At 69.6% G+C, this 20,961-nt stretch carries 24 protein-coding genes and 1 riboswitch; of the genes, 14 read left to right on the top strand and 10 right to left on the bottom strand.

Going from position 1 to position 20,961, the window contains the following annotated elements; all coding sequences use genetic code 11:
- Positions 1-79 precede the first annotated feature (79 nt).
- On the top strand, positions 80-487 hold the full coding sequence (locus tag AAC979_RS12240; RefSeq protein ID WP_371347157.1) for a DUF1236 domain-containing protein: 408 nt from the start codon (positions 80-82) through the stop codon (positions 485-487).
- A gap of 25 nt (positions 488-512) precedes the next feature.
- On the opposite strand, the gene AAC979_RS12235 is transcribed toward AAC979_RS12240, so the two are convergent.
- Entirely contained in the window at positions 513-1,055 is a 543-nt protein-coding gene (locus tag AAC979_RS12235; RefSeq protein WP_371347156.1) for an NUDIX hydrolase, read from the bottom strand.
- A 75-nt stretch (positions 1,056-1,130) separates the two neighbouring features.
- Between AAC979_RS12235 and AAC979_RS12230 the strand changes: the two genes are divergently transcribed.
- Together AAC979_RS12230 and AAC979_RS12225 are read left to right on the top strand one after the other, a co-directional pair.
- Positions 1,131-1,529, top strand: coding sequence for an MAPEG family protein (locus tag AAC979_RS12230; RefSeq protein WP_371347155.1), 399 nt, complete (start codon positions 1,131-1,133; stop codon positions 1,527-1,529).
- A gap of 13 nt (positions 1,530-1,542) precedes the next feature.
- Positions 1,543-2,109 (top strand): RBBP9/YdeN family alpha/beta hydrolase, encoded by a 567-nt coding sequence (locus AAC979_RS12225; RefSeq protein ID WP_371347154.1) that lies wholly within the window; start codon positions 1,543-1,545, stop codon positions 2,107-2,109.
- 12 nt (positions 2,110-2,121) lie between these two features.
- Here the strand turns inward: AAC979_RS12225 and AAC979_RS12220 are convergent, their stop codons facing one another.
- Together AAC979_RS12220 and AAC979_RS12215 are read right to left on the bottom strand one after the other, a co-directional pair.
- Positions 2,122-2,331, bottom strand: a complete 210-nt coding sequence (locus AAC979_RS12220) for a hypothetical protein (RefSeq protein ID WP_371347153.1) — start codon at positions 2,329-2,331, stop codon at positions 2,122-2,124.
- 93 nt (positions 2,332-2,424) lie between these two features.
- Complete coding sequence (locus tag AAC979_RS12215; protein ID WP_371347152.1) at positions 2,425-3,222, bottom strand: phosphatase PAP2 family protein; 798 nt, start codon at positions 3,220-3,222, stop codon at positions 2,425-2,427.
- Between the two features lie 281 nt (positions 3,223-3,503).
- Between AAC979_RS12215 and AAC979_RS12210 the strand changes: the two genes are divergently transcribed.
- From AAC979_RS12210 to AAC979_RS12190, 5 genes are all read left to right on the top strand, one after another.
- On the top strand, positions 3,504-5,822 hold the full coding sequence (locus tag AAC979_RS12210; protein ID WP_371347151.1) for an MHYT domain-containing protein: 2,319 nt from the start codon (positions 3,504-3,506) through the stop codon (positions 5,820-5,822).
- Between the two features lie 59 nt (positions 5,823-5,881).
- Positions 5,882-6,001, top strand: a riboswitch (TPP riboswitch).
- 51 nt (positions 6,002-6,052) lie between these two features.
- Entirely contained in the window at positions 6,053-7,075 is a 1,023-nt protein-coding gene (gene thiO, locus AAC979_RS12205; protein ID WP_371349050.1) for a glycine oxidase ThiO, read from the top strand.
- A complete protein-coding gene (gene thiS / locus AAC979_RS12200; RefSeq protein WP_307019737.1) occupies positions 7,053-7,250 on the top strand; it encodes a sulfur carrier protein ThiS in 198 nt (65 codons plus the stop codon). Before thiO ends, thiS begins: the two co-directional genes overlap by 23 nt.
- Positions 7,251-7,253: 3 nt before the next feature.
- Positions 7,254-8,072: a thiazole synthase gene (locus AAC979_RS12195; RefSeq protein ID WP_371347150.1), complete on the top strand. Its 819-nt coding sequence runs from the start codon at positions 7,254-7,256 to the stop codon at positions 8,070-8,072.
- Between the two features lie 18 nt (positions 8,073-8,090).
- Positions 8,091-8,687: a thiamine phosphate synthase gene (locus tag AAC979_RS12190; protein WP_371347149.1), complete on the top strand. Its 597-nt coding sequence runs from the start codon at positions 8,091-8,093 to the stop codon at positions 8,685-8,687.
- Between the two features lie 365 nt (positions 8,688-9,052).
- Here AAC979_RS12190 and AAC979_RS12185 read toward each other — a convergent pair whose 3' ends face one another.
- The 5 genes from AAC979_RS12185 to AAC979_RS12165 all read right to left on the bottom strand — a co-directional run bounded on the left by AAC979_RS12185 (position 9,053) and on the right by AAC979_RS12165 (position 14,197).
- Positions 9,053-9,604: a DUF2087 domain-containing protein gene (locus AAC979_RS12185; RefSeq protein WP_371347148.1), complete on the bottom strand. Its 552-nt coding sequence runs from the start codon at positions 9,602-9,604 to the stop codon at positions 9,053-9,055.
- Between the two features lie 347 nt (positions 9,605-9,951).
- A complete protein-coding gene (locus tag AAC979_RS12180) occupies positions 9,952-11,307 on the bottom strand; it encodes an NAD(P)H-dependent oxidoreductase (protein ID WP_371347147.1) in 1,356 nt (451 codons plus the stop codon).
- A 96-nt stretch (positions 11,308-11,403) separates the two neighbouring features.
- Positions 11,404-12,498, bottom strand: a complete 1,095-nt coding sequence (locus AAC979_RS12175; RefSeq protein WP_371347146.1) for a hypothetical protein — start codon at positions 12,496-12,498, stop codon at positions 11,404-11,406.
- A gap of 120 nt (positions 12,499-12,618) precedes the next feature.
- Positions 12,619-13,197, bottom strand: a complete 579-nt coding sequence (locus AAC979_RS12170; protein WP_371347145.1) for a DUF1134 domain-containing protein — start codon at positions 13,195-13,197, stop codon at positions 12,619-12,621.
- A gap of 169 nt (positions 13,198-13,366) precedes the next feature.
- Complete coding sequence (locus AAC979_RS12165) at positions 13,367-14,197, bottom strand: 3'(2'),5'-bisphosphate nucleotidase CysQ (RefSeq protein ID WP_371347144.1); 831 nt, start codon at positions 14,195-14,197, stop codon at positions 13,367-13,369.
- Between the two features lie 151 nt (positions 14,198-14,348).
- Between AAC979_RS12165 and chpT the strand changes: the two genes are divergently transcribed.
- The 4 genes from chpT to AAC979_RS12145 all read left to right on the top strand — a co-directional run bounded on the left by chpT (position 14,349) and on the right by AAC979_RS12145 (position 17,284).
- Complete coding sequence (chpT, locus tag AAC979_RS12160; protein ID WP_371347143.1) at positions 14,349-14,999, top strand: histidine phosphotransferase ChpT; 651 nt, start codon at positions 14,349-14,351, stop codon at positions 14,997-14,999.
- 114 nt (positions 15,000-15,113) lie between these two features.
- Positions 15,114-16,316, top strand: coding sequence for a chemotaxis protein CheW (locus AAC979_RS12155; RefSeq protein ID WP_371347142.1), 1,203 nt, complete (start codon positions 15,114-15,116; stop codon positions 16,314-16,316).
- A 147-nt stretch (positions 16,317-16,463) separates the two neighbouring features.
- On the top strand, positions 16,464-16,835 hold the full coding sequence (locus AAC979_RS12150; protein ID WP_371347141.1) for a hypothetical protein: 372 nt from the start codon (positions 16,464-16,466) through the stop codon (positions 16,833-16,835).
- A gap of 53 nt (positions 16,836-16,888) precedes the next feature.
- A complete protein-coding gene (locus AAC979_RS12145) occupies positions 16,889-17,284 on the top strand; it encodes a DUF305 domain-containing protein (RefSeq protein WP_371347140.1) in 396 nt (131 codons plus the stop codon).
- Positions 17,285-17,397: 113 nt separating this feature from the next.
- Here the strand turns inward: AAC979_RS12145 and ctrA are convergent, their stop codons facing one another.
- Positions 17,398-18,099 carry a response regulator transcription factor CtrA gene (gene ctrA / locus AAC979_RS12140; RefSeq protein WP_371347139.1) on the bottom strand — a complete coding sequence of 234 codons (702 nt, stop codon included), beginning with the start codon at positions 18,097-18,099 and terminating at the stop codon, positions 17,398-17,400.
- 520 nt (positions 18,100-18,619) lie between these two features.
- On the opposite strand from ctrA, the gene AAC979_RS12135 reads away from it, so the two are divergent.
- The gene (locus tag AAC979_RS12135) at positions 18,620-19,018 is read left to right on the top strand and encodes a flagellar export protein FliJ (RefSeq protein WP_371347138.1); all 399 of its coding nucleotides are present in this window, start codon (positions 18,620-18,622) and stop codon (positions 19,016-19,018) included.
- Positions 19,019-19,024: 6 nt separating this feature from the next.
- Here the strand turns inward: AAC979_RS12135 and AAC979_RS12130 are convergent, their stop codons facing one another.
- Entirely contained in the window at positions 19,025-19,678 is a 654-nt protein-coding gene (locus AAC979_RS12130) for a GNAT family N-acetyltransferase (RefSeq protein ID WP_371347137.1), read from the bottom strand.
- Between the two features lie 166 nt (positions 19,679-19,844).
- Here AAC979_RS12130 and AAC979_RS12125 point away from each other — a divergent pair, with 166 nt between their 5' ends.
- Positions 19,845-20,945: a sulfate/molybdate ABC transporter ATP-binding protein gene (locus tag AAC979_RS12125; protein ID WP_371347135.1), complete on the top strand. Its 1,101-nt coding sequence runs from the start codon at positions 19,845-19,847 to the stop codon at positions 20,943-20,945.
- Positions 20,946-20,961 lie beyond the last annotated feature (16 nt).

The raw sequence follows: 20,961 nt of genomic DNA, 5'->3' as shown, positions 1-20,961 counted from the left end.
TCTGCACTTTGGGAACAGCTTTGCCGGAGCGGCGTTGAGGTGCCGCACATCAACGGGGCAGGGCGACAGGAGTAATACCATGATACGACACGCGATTATTGCAGCTTCGCTGATCCTTGCCGCGCCTCTGGCGGCGAATGCGCAGGACGGCGCCGGCACCGCCGCCGGCGCGACCACAGGCGCGGTGGGCGGCGCGCTGGTCGGTGGCCCGGTCGGCGCCGTGGTCGGCGGGGTGGCCGGCGCGGTGGTCGGCGGCATCGCCGAAGACCGGCGCTCGCGCTTCCGCGGCTATGTGGTCGAGGAGAACGTGCCGTCCTATCGCGTCGAGCGCGAGGTTGTGGTCGGCACCGAACTGCCGCCCGACACGGTGCACTATTACGAGGTGCCGGCGGAATATGGCGTGAAGGAATATCGCTACACCGTCGTCAATGAGCGCACGGTACTGGTCGATCCCGCCACCAACCGGGTCGTGCAGGTCATCGAGTGAGGCAATGCCGGGTCCGCTGCCGTTTCTAGACGGCGGCGGGCCCGGCAGCGCTCGCCATGGCACTGCGCGGCGCGCGCGGGGAGGTCTGTTTCTTCGGCGCCGCCAGCAGGTGCGCGGCACGCGACTGGGCGAATTCGAGCAGAATGGCGCCGAGTTCCGGTTCGTCGATGAGCAGGGCGGCGTCCTCGGCGGGCAGCCATGCCTGCATCCGCTCATGGCGCTCCGGCCAGTCGGCAAGCTGCCGCCGCACGGCGAGCGGATAGACCGACACTTTCACCAGGGCGAAATGTGTGTCGAGCCGCTTCCAATAGAGATACTGGCCGAGCCGCTTGCGGCCAACATCCCCGACCACGCCGGCTTCCTGCCGGGCCTCGATCTCGGCGGATTTCCAGTCCTTCCGGTTCTTCATCGGCCAGCCCTTCGGGATCACCACGCGCTGGGTCTCGCGCGAGGTCATGACGAGAACCTCGATCTGCCCGCCGGGCGTCACACGGTAAGCCAATGCCGCCACCTGATTGAGGGGCCGGCCATCGGTCATCCGGCGCCTGATCTGCTTCTGTTTGGACATGATGTGCTACATGTAGTGCATCGCGCCGGAATAGCGATGGCTTTCAGTGCGCTTTCTCACCCAACGGAATCCCGCATGACCACCGAACTGACCCTTCTGGCCTGGACGCTGGTTCTCGCCGTGGTGCAGGTGCTGCTGCCCGCCGCGTGGCGCAACCGGGAGACCGGGCTCGACTACAATGCCGGTCCGCGCGACGAACCCGGCCCGCCGGTCGGGGTCGTCACCGGGCGGCTGCGGCGCGCGCAGGCCAATCTCTACGAGACGCTGCCGCTCTTCGCCGCCGCCGTGCTGATCGCGCATGTCGCGGGCCGGGAAGGGGCGCTCACCCTCTGGGGCGCCTGGCTCTATCTCGGCGCCCGCATCGTCTATGTGCCGCTCTACGCGATGGGCATACCCTATCTGCGCTCGATGGTCTGGTCGGTGGCGCTGCTGGGCCTCGGGCTGGTGCTGATCGCCGTGCTGTGGCCGGCGTGAGGGGGGCGGGCTGATGGCGGTCGATTTCTCCTCCTTCGATTTTCTCGTCATTCCCGGCCGGGAAAACGCGCCGGCCGACCATTGGCAGTCATATTGGCTCGGCGCGTTTGCCAATTCGACCCGTCTGATCCAGGCCGACTGGAGCCGGCCGGAAGTAGGCGCCTGGACCGAGCGGCTCGATGCGGCGGTGGAGGCCGCGCCGCGCCGGGTGGTGCTGGTGGCGCATTCCGTCGGCGTGGCGACGGTGGTGCGCTGGACCGCCGCGCAGCCGGCGCGGGCGCGGGCCAAGGTGGCGGCGGCGTTTCTGGCGGCGCCGACCCATGTCGACGATCCCGACCCGTCCTTCGACCTGGTGCGCAATTTCGGCCCGATGCCGCTGGCGCCCCTGCCTTATCCCACGCTCATCCTGTCATCGCGCGATGATCCGCGCGTGACACCCGAGCAGGCGCGGGCCTTCGCGCAGGCCTGGGGCGCCGATCTCGCCGATGTCGGCGAACTCGGCCATATCGGCTCGGCGGCCCGGCTCGGCCTGTGGCCGCAGGGGCTTGTGCTGCTCGGTGGCTTGCTGGCGCGGATCTAGCGGCGCTGCCGCTCAGTGCTGGGCGAGGATCGCGGCGATGGCCTGGGCCACGGGTTTGGTCACGCGCTTGCGGTAGCGGCGATGGACGAGCTGGCCATTATGGAACACGTCCTGCTCGACATAGAGATTGCTGCCGTCCCAGCGCAGGATGTTGTCGGATTCGACCGTCTCGATGACGCCGATCCCCGGAATCAGATGTCCTTCCGGTGCGGTGGAGCTCATGCGCTTTCTCCTGCGTGTTCCGGCGCGCTCTGCGGCGGCCTCCGGCGATGATAGCCGAGCGCGCGGCGAAAGCCATCGGGAGCTTTGCGGGCCTCACGCGGCCGGCGGGGGGGAAGCGCCGGCTTCGGGCCCGGCACCATTGGCGCTCTCCACCTTGCCGCGGCGCTGCAGCAGCAGCACGGTGATCCAGCACAGCAGCGCCCAGCCGCTTCCGGCGCACCAGCCGGCGAGCACGTCCGTCGGCCAGTGGACGCCGAGATAGATGCGGCTGAAGCCGACCAGCAAAGTGAGGCCCACCGCCACCGCCAGAGCATAGGCCTTCACCCGGCGCTTGCGTTCGGTGCGCACGATGAGGACGCCGAGGGTGAGGAATGTCACCGCCGAGCCCATGGCGTGCCCGCTGGGAAAGCTGAGCGTGCGGACATCGACGAGATGGGCGACGAGGTCGGGCCGCGGACGCTCGAAGCCGAGCTTCAGCGCATAGCTGAGCAGCCCGCCGGTCGAGGTCGCCACCAGCACGAACAGCGCGGCCGCGCGCTTGCCGTCAATGGCGAGGAAGCCAGCGACGATCAGGGTGAGCAGCGTCAGTACCGTCGTCCCGCCCAGCGCCGTCACGTCGCGCATGACAATTTCCAGCCAGGGCGGGCCGAGCGGGTCGGCCGGGTCGCCCGGCGCGCGGAAGGCCAGCAGCACCGCCTCGTCGAAGGCGTGGGTCTCGCCCTCCACCACCTCGTCGGCGATGAAGGCGAAGCCCAGCAGCGCCAGCGCCGCGCCGCCCAGCGCAAGGAGCACGGCGAGCTCGGGCAGGACGAGGCCGGACAGAAGGCGCAGGCGGAGGGGTAGGCGTCGAGTCACGGGCTGCAGGAGACGGCGGGCGGAGAGAAAGGACATCGTTCACCGGCACTGAGGAAATGGGCGTTGTCGGGCCCGTCGGCATTGGAACCGATGACGGCCCTGCGGTGTTCCCTTGCTGCACATGCAGGAGGTGGTCATGTTTAAGGGCGCAGCTCTCTGGATGCTCGGTATTCCTTTGCCGATCATTCTTATTCTCTGGTTCATGGGATATCTCTAGGGCGCGCGCAGAGCCGCAGCCGGGCCCCGGCCGCGGCTGACGCGCGGCCGGGGCCCGCGCGGGCATCCGGCGAAGGGAAGGCGAGACACATACGGCGGTCATGAGCATCATCGGGACCCACAATAGCGCGCTGGTGGCGCTGTCGATCCTGATCGCCGTCGCGGCGTCCTATACCGCGCTCGACCTCGCCGGCCGCATGACCCGCACCCGATCGGCCGGGCTGGTTTGGCTTGGCGCGGCGGCGGTGGTTCTCGGCGGCGGCATCTGGTCGATGCATTTCATCGCCATGCTGGCGCTGAATGTGGGCATGGAAGTTTCCTACGGCGCCGAGCTGACGCTGGCTTCGCTGCTGCTGGCAGTGTTCGCCACCGCCCTCGCCCTGTTTGGCGCCAGCCGGCCCGGGATCGGCATTGAGGGCATTCTGCTCAGCGGCATCTTCATGGGGCTCGGTATTGTCGGCATGCACTATACCGGCATGGCGGCGATGCGGATGCCGGGCTCCATGAGCTACGACATGATCCATGTCGGGGCGGCCATTGTCCTCGCCATCTCCGCCTCCACCCTCGCCATCTGGCTCGCCTTCCGTAACCATTCGGCGCTCCAGCGGGCCGTGGCGGCGCTGGCGCTCGGCTTCGGCATTGCCGGCATGCACTACGTCGCGATGATGGGGGTGACCTTCACCAGCCATGGCGACGCCCATGATGCGGCGGCCGACGCGGCCAGGGCGGCTATGACCGGGGGCATCGACAATGCCGCGCTGGTCGCGGTGGTGACGGCCGCGACCTTCATCATATTCACCGCGCTGCTTCTCGCCGCGGCCTATGACCGGCGCGTCGCCCTGCTCGCCGACAGCGAGGCGAGCGCGTGGCGCGAGAGCGAGGAGCGCTACCGCAAACTCTATCGCCACACGCCGCTGCCGCTGCACTCTCTGGGGCCGGACGGCTGCATCGCCCAGGTCAGCGACCGCTGGCTGACCCTGCTCGGCTATAGCCGGGAGGAAGTGATCGGACGCCCGCTGACCGACTTCATGACCGAGGAATCGGCTCAGCGCCGCAACCGCGAGCACTGGCCGCGCCTTCTCCAAACGGGCGAGCTGCGCGAGGCGGAATACAAGCTCATCGCCAAGGATGGGCATATACTAGACTGTGTGCTGTCGGCGGTGGCGGAACGCGACTCCGCCGGCAATCTGACCAACACGCTGTGCGGGCTGGTCGATGTCACCGAGCGCCGCGCCACGGAGGATGCCCTGCGCCAGGCGCAGAAGCTGGAAGCGGTCGGCCAGCTCACCGGCGGCATCGCGCATGATTTCAACAATCTGCTCGCCGTCGTGCTGGGCAATCTGGAGCTCGCGGCCAAGCGCGCGCCGGACGATGCGCGGCTGCGCACCCTGCTCGGCAACGCCATGCAGGCGGCGCAGCGGGGGGCGGCGCTGACGCAGCGCATGCTCGCCTTCGCCCGACGGCAGGATCTGAAGCCGGAAGCTGTCGATGTGCCGGAACTGGTGCTCGGCATGGCGGAGATGATGCGCCGCTCCATCGGCCCGGCCGTGCGTATCGAAACCCGCTTTCCGCTCGGGCTGCCGCTGGCGCGGGTGGATGCCAACCAGCTTGAACTCGCTTTGCTCAACCTCGCGGTGAATGCGCGCGACGCCATGCCGGATGGCGGCGTCATCACCATCGCCGCACGCGAGGAGACGGTCGGCGATGGTGATGACATGGCCGAGCCGGGCCGGCTCAAGCCGGGGCGCTATTTCTGCCTCTCGATCACCGATACCGGCAGCGGCATGGACGGTGAGACGCTGGCGCGCGCCGCCGAACCCTTTTTCACCACCAAGGGCGTCGGCAAGGGCACCGGGCTCGGCCTCGCCATGGTCCACGGCCTCGCCGCCCAGTCGGACGGCCGGCTGGCGCTGCAGAGCACGCCCGGCAAGGGAACGACGGCGACGATCTATCTTCCCGTCGCCGACATCGTGCCGGCGGCGCCCGCCGTCGCGGTCGAGGATGAGAGTGGCGTGCCGGATGGCGAGGACGGCGCCCAGCGTGTGCTGGTGGTCGACGACGATCCGCTGGTTCTCTCCGCCACCGGCGCCATGCTGGAAGATCTCGGCTGCGTCGTCACCGAGGCGCTGTCCGCGCGCGAGGCGTTGGAACTGCTGGAGTCCGGCCAGATTTTCGATGTCGTCCTCACCGACCAGGCCATGCAGGGCATGACCGGGGTGCAGATGGTGGCGGTGATCGAGGAGCGCTGGCCGGGCCTGCCGGTCATTCTCGGCACCGGCTATGCCGAGCTTCCCGCCGACGCCAAGGCCGGCCTGCCGCGCCTCGGCAAGCCCTTCAGCCGCGAGGCGCTGAAGCGCGCCATCGTCGCGGCCACCCGCAAGGTGCCGAGCAATGTGGTGCCGCTGTCCCGGCGCGGCTAAAGGCGGCGGCCCGAATATTGTGGACCGCCGGTGACATTCGCCGGGCGAGTGATTATATCCAGACCGTCCGGGGGAGCCTCGTCAGGAGGCTGAGAGGCCATCATCGCGTCGGCGCGGCATGGCGACCCTTCGAACCTGATCCAGTTGACACTGGCGGAGGGAGGGAGTGCATGGTTTCTCCTCACACGAAATCGACTGATATGACAACGGTTTACCCCACGGCCAACGCCATGCGGGTGAAGGTTGTTGGCGCCGGCGTGGCCGGGCTCACCTGCGCCCACGCCTTCGCGCTGCGCGGCGCGCAGGTGACGGTGGTGGACCGCCGGCCGGGTTCGGGGCAGGGCTGTTCCTGGTATGCCGGCGGGATGCTGGCGCCGTGGTGCGAGCGCGAGAGCGCGGAGCCGCTGATCGTCGATCTCGGTTTGGAATCACAGGCTTACTGGCAGGTGGCGGTACCTGATGTGCCCAATGAGGGCTCGCTGGTGCTCGCCCAGCCGCGCGACCGCGCCGATCTGCGCCGGTTTTCCCGCCGCACCGAGCATTATCAATGGCTTGACGGGGCGGGGATCGCCGAGCTCGAACCCGATCTCGCCGGCCGCTTCGAGCAGGGGCTGTTCTTTCCCAGCGAGGCGCATCTTGAGCCGCGCAAGGCGCTTGCGGCGCTGACCCGGCGGCTGGTCGATGAGCATCAGGTTACCTTCCGCTTCGAGGCCGATGGGTTCGATGAGGTGGACGATGAGACCAGCGCGGCCGATGAGGCCGATCTCGTGGTCGATTGCCGCGGGCTGGCGGCGCGCGACACGCTCGCCGACCTGCGCGGCGTGAAGGGGGAGATGCTGGTACTCTACTCCACCGAGGTGGCACTGAGCCGTCCGGTGCGCATGCTGCACCCGCGCATCCCGGTCTATATCGTGCCGCGCGGCGACGGGCATTTCATGATCGGGGCCACCTCGATCGAGAATGACGAGCGCGGCCGGGTGACGGGGCGTTCCATGCTGGAACTGCTCGGCGCGGTCTATGCGCTGCACCCCGCCTTCGGCGAGGCGGAAATCGTCGAGATCGGCGCGGATGTGCGCCCGGCCTTTCCCGACAACCTGCCGCGCCTGCGCAAGCGTGGCAACACGATCTATGTGAACGGCCTCTACCGCCACGGTTTCCTGGCCGCGCCGGCGCTGGCGCGTCGGGCGGCGGAACTGGCGTTTGACGGGGCGTATTTCCCGGAGGTGATGGATGAAGATCATCGTCAATGGTGAGCCGGCCAGCACCGACGCCGCCACGCTGGCGGAGCTTCTGGCCGAACTCGAACTCGCCGACGCCATCGTGGCGACGGCGGTGAATGGCGACATGGTGAGGGCCGCGCGCCGCACGGCGACCCCGATCGCCGATGGCGACCGGGTGGAAATCCTCGCCCCCATGCAGGGTGGATGAACCATGGATGCGATGACCGATACGATGAGGACCGCCGGGGCCGACCCGGTGACCTTCTACGACACGCAAGTGTCCTCGCGCCTGCTGCTCGGCACGGCGCAATACCCCTCGCCGGCGATCCTCGCCGAGGCGATCCGCGCTTCCGGCACCGACATCGTCACCGTGTCGCTGCGGCGCGAATCCGGCGCGGCCAAGGCCGGCCAGAGCTTCTGGCAGCTTATCCGCGACCTCGGGGTGAAGGTGCTGCCCAACACCGCCGGCTGCAAGACGGTGAAGGAAGCGGTGACCACCGCCGAGATGGCGCGCGAACTTTTCGGCACGCCCTGGGTGAAGCTGGAGGTGATCGGCGAGGACGACACGCTGCAGCCCGACGTGTTCGGGCTGGTGGAGGCGGCGCGTATCCTCACCCGCGACGGCTTCCAGGTGTTCCCCTACACCACGGAGGATCTCGTGGTGGCGGAAAAGCTGCTCGCTGCCGGCTGCGAGGTGCTGATGCCCTGGGGCGCGCCGATCGGTTCCGGCCGGGGGCTCAACAACCCCTATGGGCTGCGCTCGCTGCGGGCGCATTTCCCCGGCGTGCCGCTGGTGGTGGATGCCGGTGTCGGCGTGCCCTCGCATGCGGCGGCGGCGATGGAACTCGGCTATGACGCCGTGCTCCTGAACACGGCAGTGGCCAAGGCCGGCGATCCCGTGCGCATGGCGCGCGCCTTCGCCGCCGCCATCGCCGCCGGCCGCGAGGCGGTGCTGGCCGATCCGATGGAGGTGCGGGACATGGCCGCGCCCTCCACCCCGGTCATGGGCCGGGCCGTTCTCGGCTCCTGAAGCTTGCGTGAGTGCGTGATGAAGCTCGATCCGTTCTATCTCATCGTCGACCGTGCCTCCTGGCTGCCGCGCCTGCTGCCGCAGGGGGTGAAGCTGGTGCAGCTTCGCGCCAAGGACATGGACGAGGCCGAGCTGCGCCGCGAGATCGCGAGCGCGCGCGAGGTCTGCGCCCGCTATGGCGCGCAGCTCATCGTCAATGATTACTGGCAGCTCGCCATCGAACTGGGCTGCGATTTCGTCCATCTCGGCCAGGAAGACCTTGCCGAGGCCGATGTGCCGGCGATGCGCCGGGCGGGGCTGAAGCTCGGCATCAGCACCCATGACGAGGCGGAGCTGGAAGCCGCGCTGCTGGCGGGGCCGGACTATGTCGCGCTGGGTCCGGTCTACCCCACCATCCTGAAGAAGATGCGCTGGGCGCCGCAGGGGCTGGAGCGGGTGACGCAGTGGAAGAAGCGGATCGGCGACCTGCCGCTGGTCGGCATTGGCGGGCTCACCATCGAGCGCGCGCCGGGCGTGCGCCAGGCGGGGGCGGACAGCCTCGCCGTCGTCACCGACGTTCTCTTGAACGCCAACCCGGAAGCGCGCGCCCGCGAATGGGTGCTGGCGACGCGGTAGGGTCTCCTCCGCTCTATGCCGCCCTCATCCCCGGGCTTGGCCCGGGGACCCAGACTTTTCCGTGCGCGCCGGCGACACAGGCGTGGCGGGGGCCGTTCCAAGCCTGCTGGGTGCCCGGGTCAAGCCCGGGCATGAGGGACGGAATGGTTCGTCATCCCGGACGACGCAGCGCGTCGATCCGGGATCGTTGTCCGGGGCAGATCGGCGCGCGATCCCGGCTCTCCGCTTCGCTGCGGCCGGGATGACGGGTGGGGGGATCGCACCGGAGCCCTACATGCCCGGGTCAAGCCCCGGGCATGAGGGGGAGCTGCCGGGGGCAGGTTGCACCCCGGCATGAGAGGCCTGCGCAAGGTGAGGGCGCGGCCTCAGCCGGCGGCCCGGCGCTGGCGCAGCAGGGCGGCGAGCTTGGCCATTTCCGGCGGCGGCTCGCGTTCGATGCGGGAATATTCCCGCCCGTCCGGCGTGCGGCGGAACAGGCCGAACTCCACCATTTCCCGCCGCAGCAGGGCGTGGTCGCCGAACAGATGCTCGGCGTTCAGCAGTTCGTTCATCCGCCGCTCGGGAAACACCTCGCCGCTCGGCAGGCGCGACCACAGCAGCCACAGGCAGAGGATCTGCTGGTTGCGCTTCTTCGGCCAGCGCACCAGCCGGCCCTGCGGATCGAACAGCCGCAGCGCCTTTTCACAGCGCGTATGGTCCGCCGGCGGAGCCGGGGGCGGCGCGGGGAGGGCGAGCCGGGCGCGGGCAGCCCGGTCGGCCCGCAGGTGCTGGAAATTGCGGTAGCCGGCGCCGCGCGCCAGCAAATTCAGCAGCTCGACATGGCCGGGGGCATGGCCGAGGGCGGCAATTCCCTGATGCAGCGTGCGGGCGAGCGCGGAAATATCCGGCGCCTCATAGGCGAGATGGAGTCTGGACATGACCTATCCTCGTTGGTGCCCTTTCGCGAGGAAATGTCGGGGTTGCCGTCTTGCGACCGGGCACAAGGACAAGTGCGGGTGCGGGAATTGAGCAGGTTTAGCTCCCCTTGCGGGGCGGCAACGCCTCGGTGAACTGCAGACCGTGGCGCAGAGATAGGCGAGGCGGCGCGCCATGTCCAGAGGTTCGCTGTTGCCGCCGTGCCGGAGGACGCACAGCTCCCTGCCGTCATCCCGGACGACGCTGCGCGTCGATCCGGGACCGCACTCCACTATGGATGACCGCGCGATCCCGGCTCTCCGCTACGCCGGCGGCCGGGATGACGTGCGAAGATCCAGGCGCCCATCGCCTACGCCGCGCCGGCGAAGCTGCGCTCCATTTCGCGGCGCAGGCGCACCGCCGGGCTGTCCTTCACCTCGACATCGGCCCAGCCGACGATCTCGCCTTCCGCGATGTCGCGGGTGAGGGTGACGTGATGGGCGAGGCCGATGGGCAGGCCGCCCTTGGCGAGCGAGGTCGCGGCGGGAAACAGCTTGCCCCAGACGGTGAAGCCGCCCTCGCCGTCCAGCGTCTCGCCGGCGCGCAAGGGGCGCTTGGCGACCGCCACCACATCGGCGTTGAAGGCTTCCGTCACCCCGGTCGGCTCATGGCGCAGCGCGGCGGAGGCGACGCTAACGCCGAGTTCCAGCCCGATGAGGTGATAGGGCCGGTAGAGCGCGGTGTACCGGCCGGAGGCATCCGTCACCACGCCATATTCCTTAAAGCAGCGCCGGGCATAGTCGCCGCGCGGGCTGGGATCGGCCTCGAACACGACATAGACGCCCCAGCGCAGATCGCGAAAAACCGGGCGGCCGTCGCGCTCCAGCGAGGAGACGGTTTCCACCGTGCCGGAATGCTCCAGCACGCCGCCCTGTTCGTGCGGGCGGAGAATGGTGGCGAGGTCGTCGACGCCGCAGGGCGGGAACAGCAGGCCGTCGGAGGGCGCCTTCAGCCCGGCCGCATTGGCGATGGCGGCCATTTCGATGGAGGATTTGGTGCCGTCGGCGAAGGAGTTGAACATCTGCGCGTTCATGCCGCCCTCAGCCGCCTGTTCGGCGGTGAGGCCGTACAGATCCCAGATCGTGTCGGGGGTGGAGCGGTGGAAGCTCGGCAGGTACTTCGTGCCCTTGCCGGCGCAGACGACGCTGAAGCCGCAGGTGCGGGCCCAGTCCACCATCTCGCACACCAGCGCCGGCTGGTCGCCATAGGCCATGGAATAGACCACGCCGGCCTTGCGGGCGCGCTCGGCCAGAAGCGGGCCGACCAGCACGTCGGCCTCCACCGTCACCATGACGATGTGGCGGCCATGCTCGATCGCCAGCAGCGCATGGGCGGCGCCGGCGGCGGGGCTGCCGGTGACTTCGACCACCACATCGAGCCCGTCGGTGGCGATCAGCGCTTGCGCGTCGTCGGTGAGCATGGTGCGGCCGGTGCCCAGCGCCTCGGTGAAGGAGGAGGCGATGACGGCGTCCGCGTCCCAGCCGGTGGCCTCCAGCGCGGCGCGGGCGCGCGGCACGGAGAGATCGGCGATGCCGAGCAGGTGCAGCCCCGGCGTGGTGCGCAGTTGCGACAGGAACATGGAGCCGAACTTGCCGGCGCCGATGAGGCCGACACGGACGGGGCGGCCGGCATCGGCGCGAGCCTTGAGCAGGCGGGCGAGATTCATGGGGCGTATCCTTGGCGTTTCGTCCCGGGAAGGCGGCCGGGCTTATGGCGCCCGGTCCGTGCGGTCGGCCCGCCGGTCGCGACCGGCGGGAAGGGCTCAGCCGGCGGCGGCGCGGCCCTGCGGCCGGGCCTCTTCCGCCGCCACCGCCTCGATGATCGCCGGCGCCGGGGCGGCGACGCTGTCGGCGGGCTGGACCGGCGCGGCGGCGCGCTCGGCCTCGGCGGCCTTGAGATCGAGAATGCGGTCGGCGAGGCTCGGCGGGGCGCCCGGCACGCGGGTGTGCTCGGCCAGCAGCGCCTCGATCTTCGAGCCGGGGCCTTCCATCCGCGCGGTGAGATGGGCCACCCCGGCGGCGATGTCGCTGATATGCTCGCGCAGCAGCGCGGCGGCATCGCCATTCACCGGGCCGTCGCCGACAGGGCGCACCGTGGCGGCGAGCGCGGTGAGCTCGGCGATGCGCGCCTCAAGCGCGGCCCGTTCGTCCTGCGCGCGGGCGAGCGCGTCCTGCACCTTGGCCAGTTCGTCCTTCATCGCGTGGTTCCGGCGCAGTTCGGTTGCGAGGCTTTCACTGGTGGTGCGCACCGTCTCGCGCTCGCTCGCCAGATGGGCGTTGGCGGCGACGAGCTGGCGGTCGAGTTCGTGGATGCGGTCTTTCAGCGTGTCGCGCAGCGTGGTCAGCGCCACATGCTCGATCTGCAGCCCTTCCTCGCGCGTGCGGGTGTCCTCGAAGGATTCGCGGATGCGGGCGAGCTCGGCGCGGGTGCGGGCGAGCGCGTCGCGCGCCTCCGCAAGCTCGGCGCTGGTCGATTCCAGCTCGGCCAGCAGATGGTCGCGATGGGTGGCGACGCTGGCATGCTCGGTCTGCAGCGCCTCAAGCTCGGTCGAGAGCCGCTCGATCGTCTCCTGCCGCTGGCGCAGCGTCTCGCCTTGGCGGACGATCTCGCCATATTGGGCGGCGGTGCGGACCTGCTGGCGCTCCACCTCCATTTCCAGCCGGCGGATGCCGACGGCGAAAATGGCGCGCTGCTGGTCCTTGTCGGCCTGCACCTCGGCGATGGAAACGGGAATCGCGCCCTCGATCCGCTTGCGGGTGAGCCGCACCGCCCGCCGCCACACCGCCGGCAGCGTGATGAGCGCCAGCAGGGTCGCGGCCAGGAAGCCGATGGCGCAATACATGATCGCTTCGATCATGCGGCGATCTCACCTCACAACGCGGCGGCGGTCCGGGGCGGACAGCCGGCCAGGAGCCAGCAGGTTACAGAGGCCAAAACGCCCGGGCTAGCCCGGGCGCACGGCAATCGGGGAGGCGGTTCAGAACGGATTCCACGTCGCCGACGGCGTGAATTTGAGATAGCCGATATTGGCGCCGAGACGAACGCCGACACCGGAGCGGATCGGCACCACGACGATATTGTCGGAGGCCAGCGCCGTCATGCCGAAGCCGGCGACGAAATAGGCCGAGCCGGAAATGCCGCCGAAGCGCCGGTAGATGTCGTTGATGCCATTGAGGTTGTACACAAGAATCATGGTGCGGGCGCCGTCGCCGCCGAAATCCCAGCCGAGCGAGGGCCCCTGCCAGTAGACTTTCAGGTCGCCGGCATTGCGGGTGTAGAGCGTGCCGTCGCCATAGCGCAGCCCGCCGACAAAGGCGCCGGAGCCTTCCTGGCCGAGAATATAGCCATTGGGCTGGCCCCACTGGTTCACCGCCTTCTCGATCGACAGCGCCAGCCCGCGCGAGACTTCGCCGAAGAAGCCATGGCCCTTCTGAACCAGTTCATCGGTGGAATAGGTGCTGCTGGCCGGCTGTGCCTGCGCCTGTGCGGGCGGGGCGAGGAAGGGCAGGGCACACAGAAGGGCAAGGCAGGCGTAAAGGGCGCGCAAGGTCGGCATGGACGGTCTCGCGTTTGATCTCGACAGGCGGGGCGCCGCCGGTGGCGGGCCCGATTCAGAACCCGGGCCGTCAGACCCCGAGCCTATCAATAGCATGGAGTGCGACCAGAGAAAGGCACGGCCGGGCCAAAAGGCCGGAAGCGGGCCGGGTGTGGCCCCTCTGCCGCCGTCACGCCGCCGCGCCGCGGGCGATGAAACCGTGAACGCGGTAGTCCTCCTGCGTGCGCCCATAGGGCAGGGCGCTGCCATCGGGCCGGCACACGCTGCCACCCGCCGCCCGCAGCACGGCATGGCCGGCGGCGACATCCCATTCGCACACCGTGCCGAAGCGCGGATACAGATCGGCCCGCCCTTCCGCCACCAGGCCGAATTTCAGCGCCGAGCCGCAGCTTATCGATTCCGCTATGTCGAGATCGCCGAGAAAGGCGGAGGTCTGGGGATCGAGATGCGAGCGGCTGGCAACCGCGACGAGAGCTTTTTCCGGCACCGGCCGGCAGCGGATCGGCGTCCAGAAATCGGGATGCGCGTCGAGGCCGGCGAGGAAGGCGCCGCCCCCGGCCGGCGTGGTGACGCCGGCATAGAGCTTGTTCACCGCCGGGGCGAGCACGATGCCGAAGCTCGGCACCCCGGCCTCCACCAGCCCGATATTGACCGTGAACTCGCCGCTGGCGCCGACGAATTCGCGCGTGCCGTCCAGCGGATCGACCAGCAGGAAGGTGCCCGCCGGTGCCGCGCCGGTGCCGAGCGCCTCGCCCTTGCCCTGCGCCACCGCTTCCTCGGCGATGACGGGTACGCCGGGCAGCAGCCGCGCCAGCTCGGCGCGCAGCAGTTCCTCGGCGGCGAGATCGGCGGCGGTGACCGGGCTTGCATCGGCCTTGTGCGCGACCGTCATGCCTTCGGCGCGGATGCGCAGGATCACCTCGCCCGCCTTGAGGGCGGCGCCGGCAAGCGACGACAACAGGCTGAGATGGGGCGGCAGGGGCGTGACGTGAAAGGACATTGCGCGCGAGTTTCCGGCTTGGGGAGACAGGATGGGGAGAAACGGTTGGCCTCCATGGGAGCGCGGTGTATCACACCCGGCGATGCCGGCCACGCGCGCCGGCGCGATTTCCGGGCGGGCGATCCCGCCACAGCCTTTCGCAAGGGACGCGATGACGACCGCCATCGACCTCGACAAGCTCGACCTCGCCGCCCTCCTGTGCTCGCGCGTCTGCCACGACGTGATCAGCCCGGTCGGCGCCATCGTCAACGGGCTGGAAGTGCTGGAGGACGAGGACGACCCGGCGATGAAGAGCTTCGCGCTCGACCTCATCGCCAAGAGCGCCCGGCAGGCCTCTGCCCGGCTGCAATTCGCCCGCCTCGCCTTCGGCGCCGCCGGCTCGGCCGGGGCGCAGATCGACACCGGCGACGCTGAGAAGGTGGCGCGCGGCTTCCTTGAGGATGACCGCACCAGCCTGAACTGGCAGCTCCCCCGCGTGCTGGCGCCGAAGAACAAGGTGAAGCTGCTGCTGAACCTGCTCGTCGTCGCCACCTCGACCATTCCGCGCGGCGGGCGCATCGGCGTGGAGGAGAACGGCGCGGGCGAGGAGGGCGGTTTCCGCCTCATCACCCAGGGCAGCCATTCCCGCATTCCCCCGCATCTCGTGGCGCTGCTGGCCGGGCATCCGGCGGAAGAAGGCGCGTCGCTCGATGCCCATGCCATCCAGCCGCATTATACCGGCCTGCTGGCGCGGGCGACCGGCTACGCGATCACGCTCGCCCATGAGGGCGACATGGTGACGATCCTGGTGGCGCGGGGCTGAGGCGCCCCCCACAACGGCCTTCCCGTAGGTTCAGACGACATTAACGGTATCGGTGGAAACTGACCCTCGCAGGCCGAAAGGTCGGCGTGTCGTGTCCCGTTGTGCCGGTCGCCCATGTTCCCCATCGATTCCCTGCCCGCCGCCCCGCGCGGCCCCGTCTCCCGCGAAGCCGCCCGCATCGCCGCGAGCCTGCGCGCCCCGGCGCCGCGCCCGGAACCGGCCCGCGCTGCGCCGCGTCCGGCGGCAGCGCGTGTCGAGATCATGGCCTTCGCCCTTGGCGGGCTGCGCCTCGCCTTCGCCGCCTCCCAGGTGATGGACACGATGACGGTGAGCGGCGAGCGCTGGACGCGGCTGCTCGCCATGACCCAGACCGGCACGCTGGCGCAGAGCGGGCTGCCGCTGATTCACCTCGCCGCCCGGATGGGGATCGCCCCGCTGCGCGCCGCCAGGGGCACGCTGCTGCTGCTCGGCAGCGGCGGCAAGGTGCGCGCCGCCGTGCTGGTGGAGGGCGAATTGCAGCCGCAGGCGGCGCGGGTGGAAACGGTGCCGCCGAGCTGGCGCGCGCGCTTCGGCGCCGGGGCCGACCTGGTGGAGGGCGTGGCGCTGCTCGCCGATGGCACACGGGCGGCGATGGTCGACCTGCCGCTCGGCGTGGCGACGAAGCGCCCCGCCACCGCCGCGCCGGAGAGCGACACGGCGCATCTTCTGGTGCGCGCCGGCCGGGCGCAGATGGAGGCGGTGCGCATCGCCTCGCTGAAGAATGTGACGGCGCTGGAGAAGGTGCCGGGGATCGCGGTGCTGCCGACCCCCGGCGGTGCCGCGCGGCGCATGCTGCTGGCCTTTGGCGGCGAGGGCGAGGCGGTTGTGGTCGACGAGATCGTCGGGCTGGCGCCGGAAGGACGGATCGAGCGGGTGGGGGGGCTGCGCTTTCTCGCCACCGCGTCCGGGCGCTTCCGCCTGCTGGAGCCGTCGGGCACGCAGGCCCCGCGCCCGGCGCCCGCGCGCGTGCTGCTGACGGCGCCGGAGGGGGCCTCCCGCCAGGCGCTGCGCACGCTCATCCGCGCCATGGGCCATGAGGTGTCGCTCGCCGACGATCCGCGCGCGGCGCGGCTGATGGGCGCGCGCTTCGACGTGATCCTGTTCGATCTCGACGCCTATGGCGAGGCGCCCGATCTCGGGGCCGCTGGCGGCCCCGGCCGGCGCATCGGCCTTTGCGCCGCGTCGCGGCCGGTGCCGCCGGGCTTTCGGGCGGTGGTGCCGGCGGACGACCCGGTGGCGCTGGTGCTGGCGCTGCTGGCGGGCGAGCCGGCGCGCTGACACTGTCCGGCGCGATCACGCCTGCGCCATCCGGGCGAACCCGCTCTGTCCCGGCGGGCATCGGCTTGCTAGCGTGAGGCCTGGTGACAAATCGGGCATAAGGCTCCCGCTCCGTCGACGGCGGGCGGCGGGGGCGGCGGACGGATTATGCGGGTGCGGGGACTGTTCCGGCTGATGCTGGCGCTTCTGGCGCTGGGCGCCGCTCTGGCGAGCCCTGTCGCGGCGGCGCGGGCGATGGCGGCGCCGGGTCCGGCTGCGTCCGCCCCCACCATGCCGTGCCACGAGGCCGCGTCGGAGATGACGCAGGCGTCGGCAGCGGCGGCGCCCTCCGTCACCCCCGGACAAAAGCCGGCCGCGTCGCATCTGTGCTGCGTGCTGACCCAGACCGTGGTGCCGCCGCTCACCGCGCCCGCCCTGCCGGTGCCGGAGGCGGTGTCCGCGCGCCCTTGCGTGCGGGCGGAGACGATCCGGGCGGGCCTCGCCCCGCCGATCCCGGTGCCGCCGCCGCGACTCCTCTGATCGGTTTCGCGCGGCCGGAGCGGCCGCTGTTCCACCATCAGAGGATTCTTGACATGAACCGTAGCCTTTGCGCGGCGCTGCTCGCCGCCTGTCTTTCCGTGCCCTCGCTGCCGTCGCTCGCGCAGCAGGCGACCACCCCCATGCCCGGCATGGATCACAGTCCGATGGACCATAGCGCCCACATGAGCGCCGCGTCCCCCTCGACCCAGGCCTTCGAGGCCGCCAATGCCCGCATGCATGAGGGCATGGCCATTCCCTTCACCGGCAATGCCGATATCGACTTCGCCCGCGGGATGATCCCCCATCATCAGGGGGCGATCGACATGGCGCGGATCGAGCTGCAACACGGCACGGACCCGGAATTGCGGGCGCTGGCGGAAGAGATCATCAAGGCGCAGGAGGGCGAGATCGCCTTCCTCAAGGCCTGGCTGGCGAAGAACGCGAAATAGCGCGGCGCTGACGCCCTCCCGGACGGCCGCGCGGCTGTCCGGGAGGGGTGCCCCCAAACAAAAACCCCGCCTTGCGGCGGGGCTTCAGTCGGGGAGGATCGGGAAGCGGCCGGTCAGGCCGACATGCGGTCCGGCTCGTTGCCGGCGTCGCGCAGCACATAGCCGCGGCCCCACACCGTCTCGATGAAATTATGCCCCTGCGAGGCGTTGGCGAGCTTCTTGCGCAGCTTGCAGATGAACACGTCGATGATCTTCAGCTCCGGCTCGTCCATGCCGCCATAGAGATGGTTGAGGAACATCTCCTTGGTCAGCGTCGTGCCCTTGCGCAGCGAGAGGAGTTCCAGCATCTGGTACTCCTTGCCCGTCAGATGCACGCGGTTGCCGGCGACCTCGACCGTCTTGGTGTCGAGATTGACCACGAGATCGCCCGTGGTGATGACCGACTGCGCATGCCCCTTGGAGCGGCGCACAATGGCGTGGATGCGGGCGACCAGCTCGTCCTTGTGGAACGGCTTGGTGAGATAATCGTCGGCGCCGAAGCCGAGACCCTTCACCTTGTCCTCGATGCCGGCGAGGCCGGAGAGGATGAGGATCGGCGTCTTCACCTTGGCGACGCGCAGCCCTTTGAGGACATCATAGCCCGACATGTCGGGCAGGTTGAGGTCCAGCAGGATGATGTCGTAATCATAGAGTTTGCCGAGATCGACGCCCTCTTCACCGAGATCGGTCGTGTAGACGTTGAAGTTCTCGGACTTGAGCATCAATTCGATGCTCTGCGCGGTCGCGCGGTCGTCCTCGATGAGCAAGACGCGCATGCCAATCCCCTTCCCTCGCCATGGCCCCGGGGGGGTCAGCGCTCAACACGACTCTTTCAAGCCGAGCGTGACCCCACCCCGCGCCCGGCCGACACACACCGATTCGTTACTCGTGAGACAAGGGGTAACAAGAACCGATTCCCGAGCACAAGCGGCGAGACGAATTATCTTCGAGTCTTCCGCCAAGAGTTTGTTCGAAAATTGGAATTCCAGATTCCCGTCTTTAGAGTCGAATCTTAAGAAGCATGCCTAAGTGAGTCCTGCGACTCCGCTTTCGCGAACGCCTGACCCCACCGGACGACACCCCGATCATTAATGAGCCCGGTAAACAAATCGTTTCGATCGGCGGGCGGGGCGGCGCTTTCCCCGATCCGGGCACCCTTTTCCGACCAAAGAGTAAGGAAGCGGCAACATCTGTTGTCGAAAATGCCTCTGCCGCAGCGTGATGGCGGCACGTGACGGCCGCCTTTTCGCTCCGTGTGGAGGGCGGGCGGACGACGGAATGGAGTTTAAGCCGACCATGAAGTCGCTCGATACACTCATTCGCCTCAAGCGCTTCCAGGCGGAGGAAAAGCGCCGCCATCTCGCACAGATCGAGACCATGATCGCGGATTTCGACCGCATGGCGCGCGATCTCGAACGCGAGATCGAGGCCGAGGAGCAGCGCTCGGGCATCACCGACACCCAGCACTTCGCCTATTCCACCTATGCCCGCGCCGCCGCCACCCGTCGCGACAATATGCGCCGCTCCGCCGACGAGCTGAAAGGCCAGCTCAGCGAGGCGCGTCTGGCGCTGGAGGACGCGCTGGACGAGCTGAAGAAGATGGAAGCGCTCGGCGAGCGCGAGCGGGTCGAGGCGCCGGTGGAGATGGCCCCGCGCAACATCGCCGGCCGCGCCCGCGCCGTGCTCGGCGCCTGACGCGCCTCAGCCGGCCGGGATCACCGGCACATGCGGCGCCGCCGTCGGCGCCAGCAGCCCCGACAGGCGCGGATCGTCGACGATCTCCACCGCGCTGGCATAGGGCCGGAACCCGGCTTTCATGTAGAAGGTCAGTGCGCCCTGCTTGTCATGGGTGCAGGTGTGGACATGCACCCGGCGGGGCCCGCGCGCCCAGGCCCGCGCCAGCGCCCGGTTGATCAGGAAGCGCCCGGCGCCGCTGCCGACCATGTCCGGCAGCAGGCCGACAAAGGCGAGTTCGATCTCGCCCGGCACGCGGCCGTCCAGCTCGATATAGCCGGCCTCCGCGCCGTCCTTGCGCAGCAGCAGCAGCTCCACCTCGGGATGCTGGATGATGGCGGCCAGCTCCGCGTCGCTCATGCGCAGCCGCGAGAACCACAGCCAGTCCTCGCCGACGCGGCGGAACAGGTCGCGGTACCAGCCGGGATCGGGCGCCGGCACGCGCTCCACCGCCAGCCCTGCCATCGCCCGCTCCGGCAGCGGCGGCGGCGGGGCGGTCATCTCGAGCATGGTGACGATCGCGGCGATCTTGCCCGGCGGCAGCGGCGTGTAGCCATTGAGATTGAGGGTGAGGGGAATGGGGTCGGTCGTGGCGGGGTCGGTCGTGGCGGGGTCGGTCATGGCGGGGCTATCCGGTGAAGCCGCCTTTTAGCGCCAATCCGCCGCCGCGCGCTATCAGGGGATGGCGCGAATGCAGTGGTACCGCGCGCCCGGCGGGGTTCACAGCGGCGAATTTTCGGATATCTTGCGGATAATTCGATTTAGTACATCTACTGAGAGTGAATTCATGACCGTCGCCGTCACCATCGACCAGGTCGGCAAGAGCTTCGGCAGCGGCGCACCGGCGCTTTCCAACGTGTCGCTGGATGTGAAGCCCAGCGAGCTGGTGGCGCTGCTCGGACCTTCGGGATCGGGCAAGACCACGCTGCTGCGCATCGTCGCGGGGCTGGAACAGCCGAGCCATGGCCGGGTGCTGTTCAACGGCGAGGACGCGCTCTCGGTGCCGGTGCGCCGGCGCGGCATCGGCTTCGTGTTCCAGAATTACGCCCTGTTCCGCCACATGACCGTGGCGGAGAACGTCGCCTTCGGCCTGCGCTCGCGCCCGCGCGCCGAGCGGCCCTCGGAAAGCGAGATCCGTTCGCGCGTCGCCGATCTTCTCGCGCTGGTGCAGCTTGACGCTCTGGGCGGGCGTTTTCCGGCGCAGCTTTCCGGCGGCCAGCGCCAGCGCGTGGCGCTCGCCCGCGCGCTCGCCATTGAGCCGAAGGTGCTGCTGCTGGACGAGCCTTTCGGCGCGCTCGACGCGCTGGTGCGCAAGGAACTGCGCCGCTGGCTGCGCGAACTGCACGACCGCACCGGCCACACCACCCTGTTCGTCACCCATGACCAGGAGGAGGCGCTGGAACTCGCCGACCGCGTGGTGGTGATGGGCAAGGGCAAGATCGAGCAGGTCGGGACGCCGGACGATGTCTATGACCGGCCGGAGACCGCCGCCGTGTTCGGCTTCATGGGCGAATCGAGCCGGATCGAGGTCGAGGTGAAAAGCGGCGTCGCCCTTGCCGGAGCGACCGCCATCGCCGCCGCGACGCAAGTCGTGCCGGACGGGCCGGGCCTGCTCTATGTGCGCCCGCATGATGTGACGCTGGGTCTGCCCGGCACGGCGGGGCTGAAGGGGCAGGTGCGCGCCTTCCGCCGCCACGGCGCCATCCGCCGGGTGGAGATCGAGGTCGGGACCGCCGTGCTGGAAGCCGACATCGCCCCGACGGTGCGGGTGCCGATCGGCGAGAAGGTGGCGGTGCGGCTCGACCGCGCCCGCCTGTTCGCCTCCGGCGGGCCGGGCGTCGACACCAAGGCGCCGCCGGCGCAGCAGCCGGGCGACTACGCGATCTGAGGGGCGCCGGTCCTGA

The sequence above is a fragment of the Ancylobacter sp. IITR112 genome (assembly GCF_041415945.1).
In the GTDB taxonomy this organism is placed as follows: Bacteria; Pseudomonadota; Alphaproteobacteria; order Rhizobiales; family Xanthobacteraceae; genus Ancylobacter.
The sequence above is the reverse complement of the archived record's forward strand: the minus strand, read 5'-3'. Positions and strand labels throughout refer to the sequence as shown.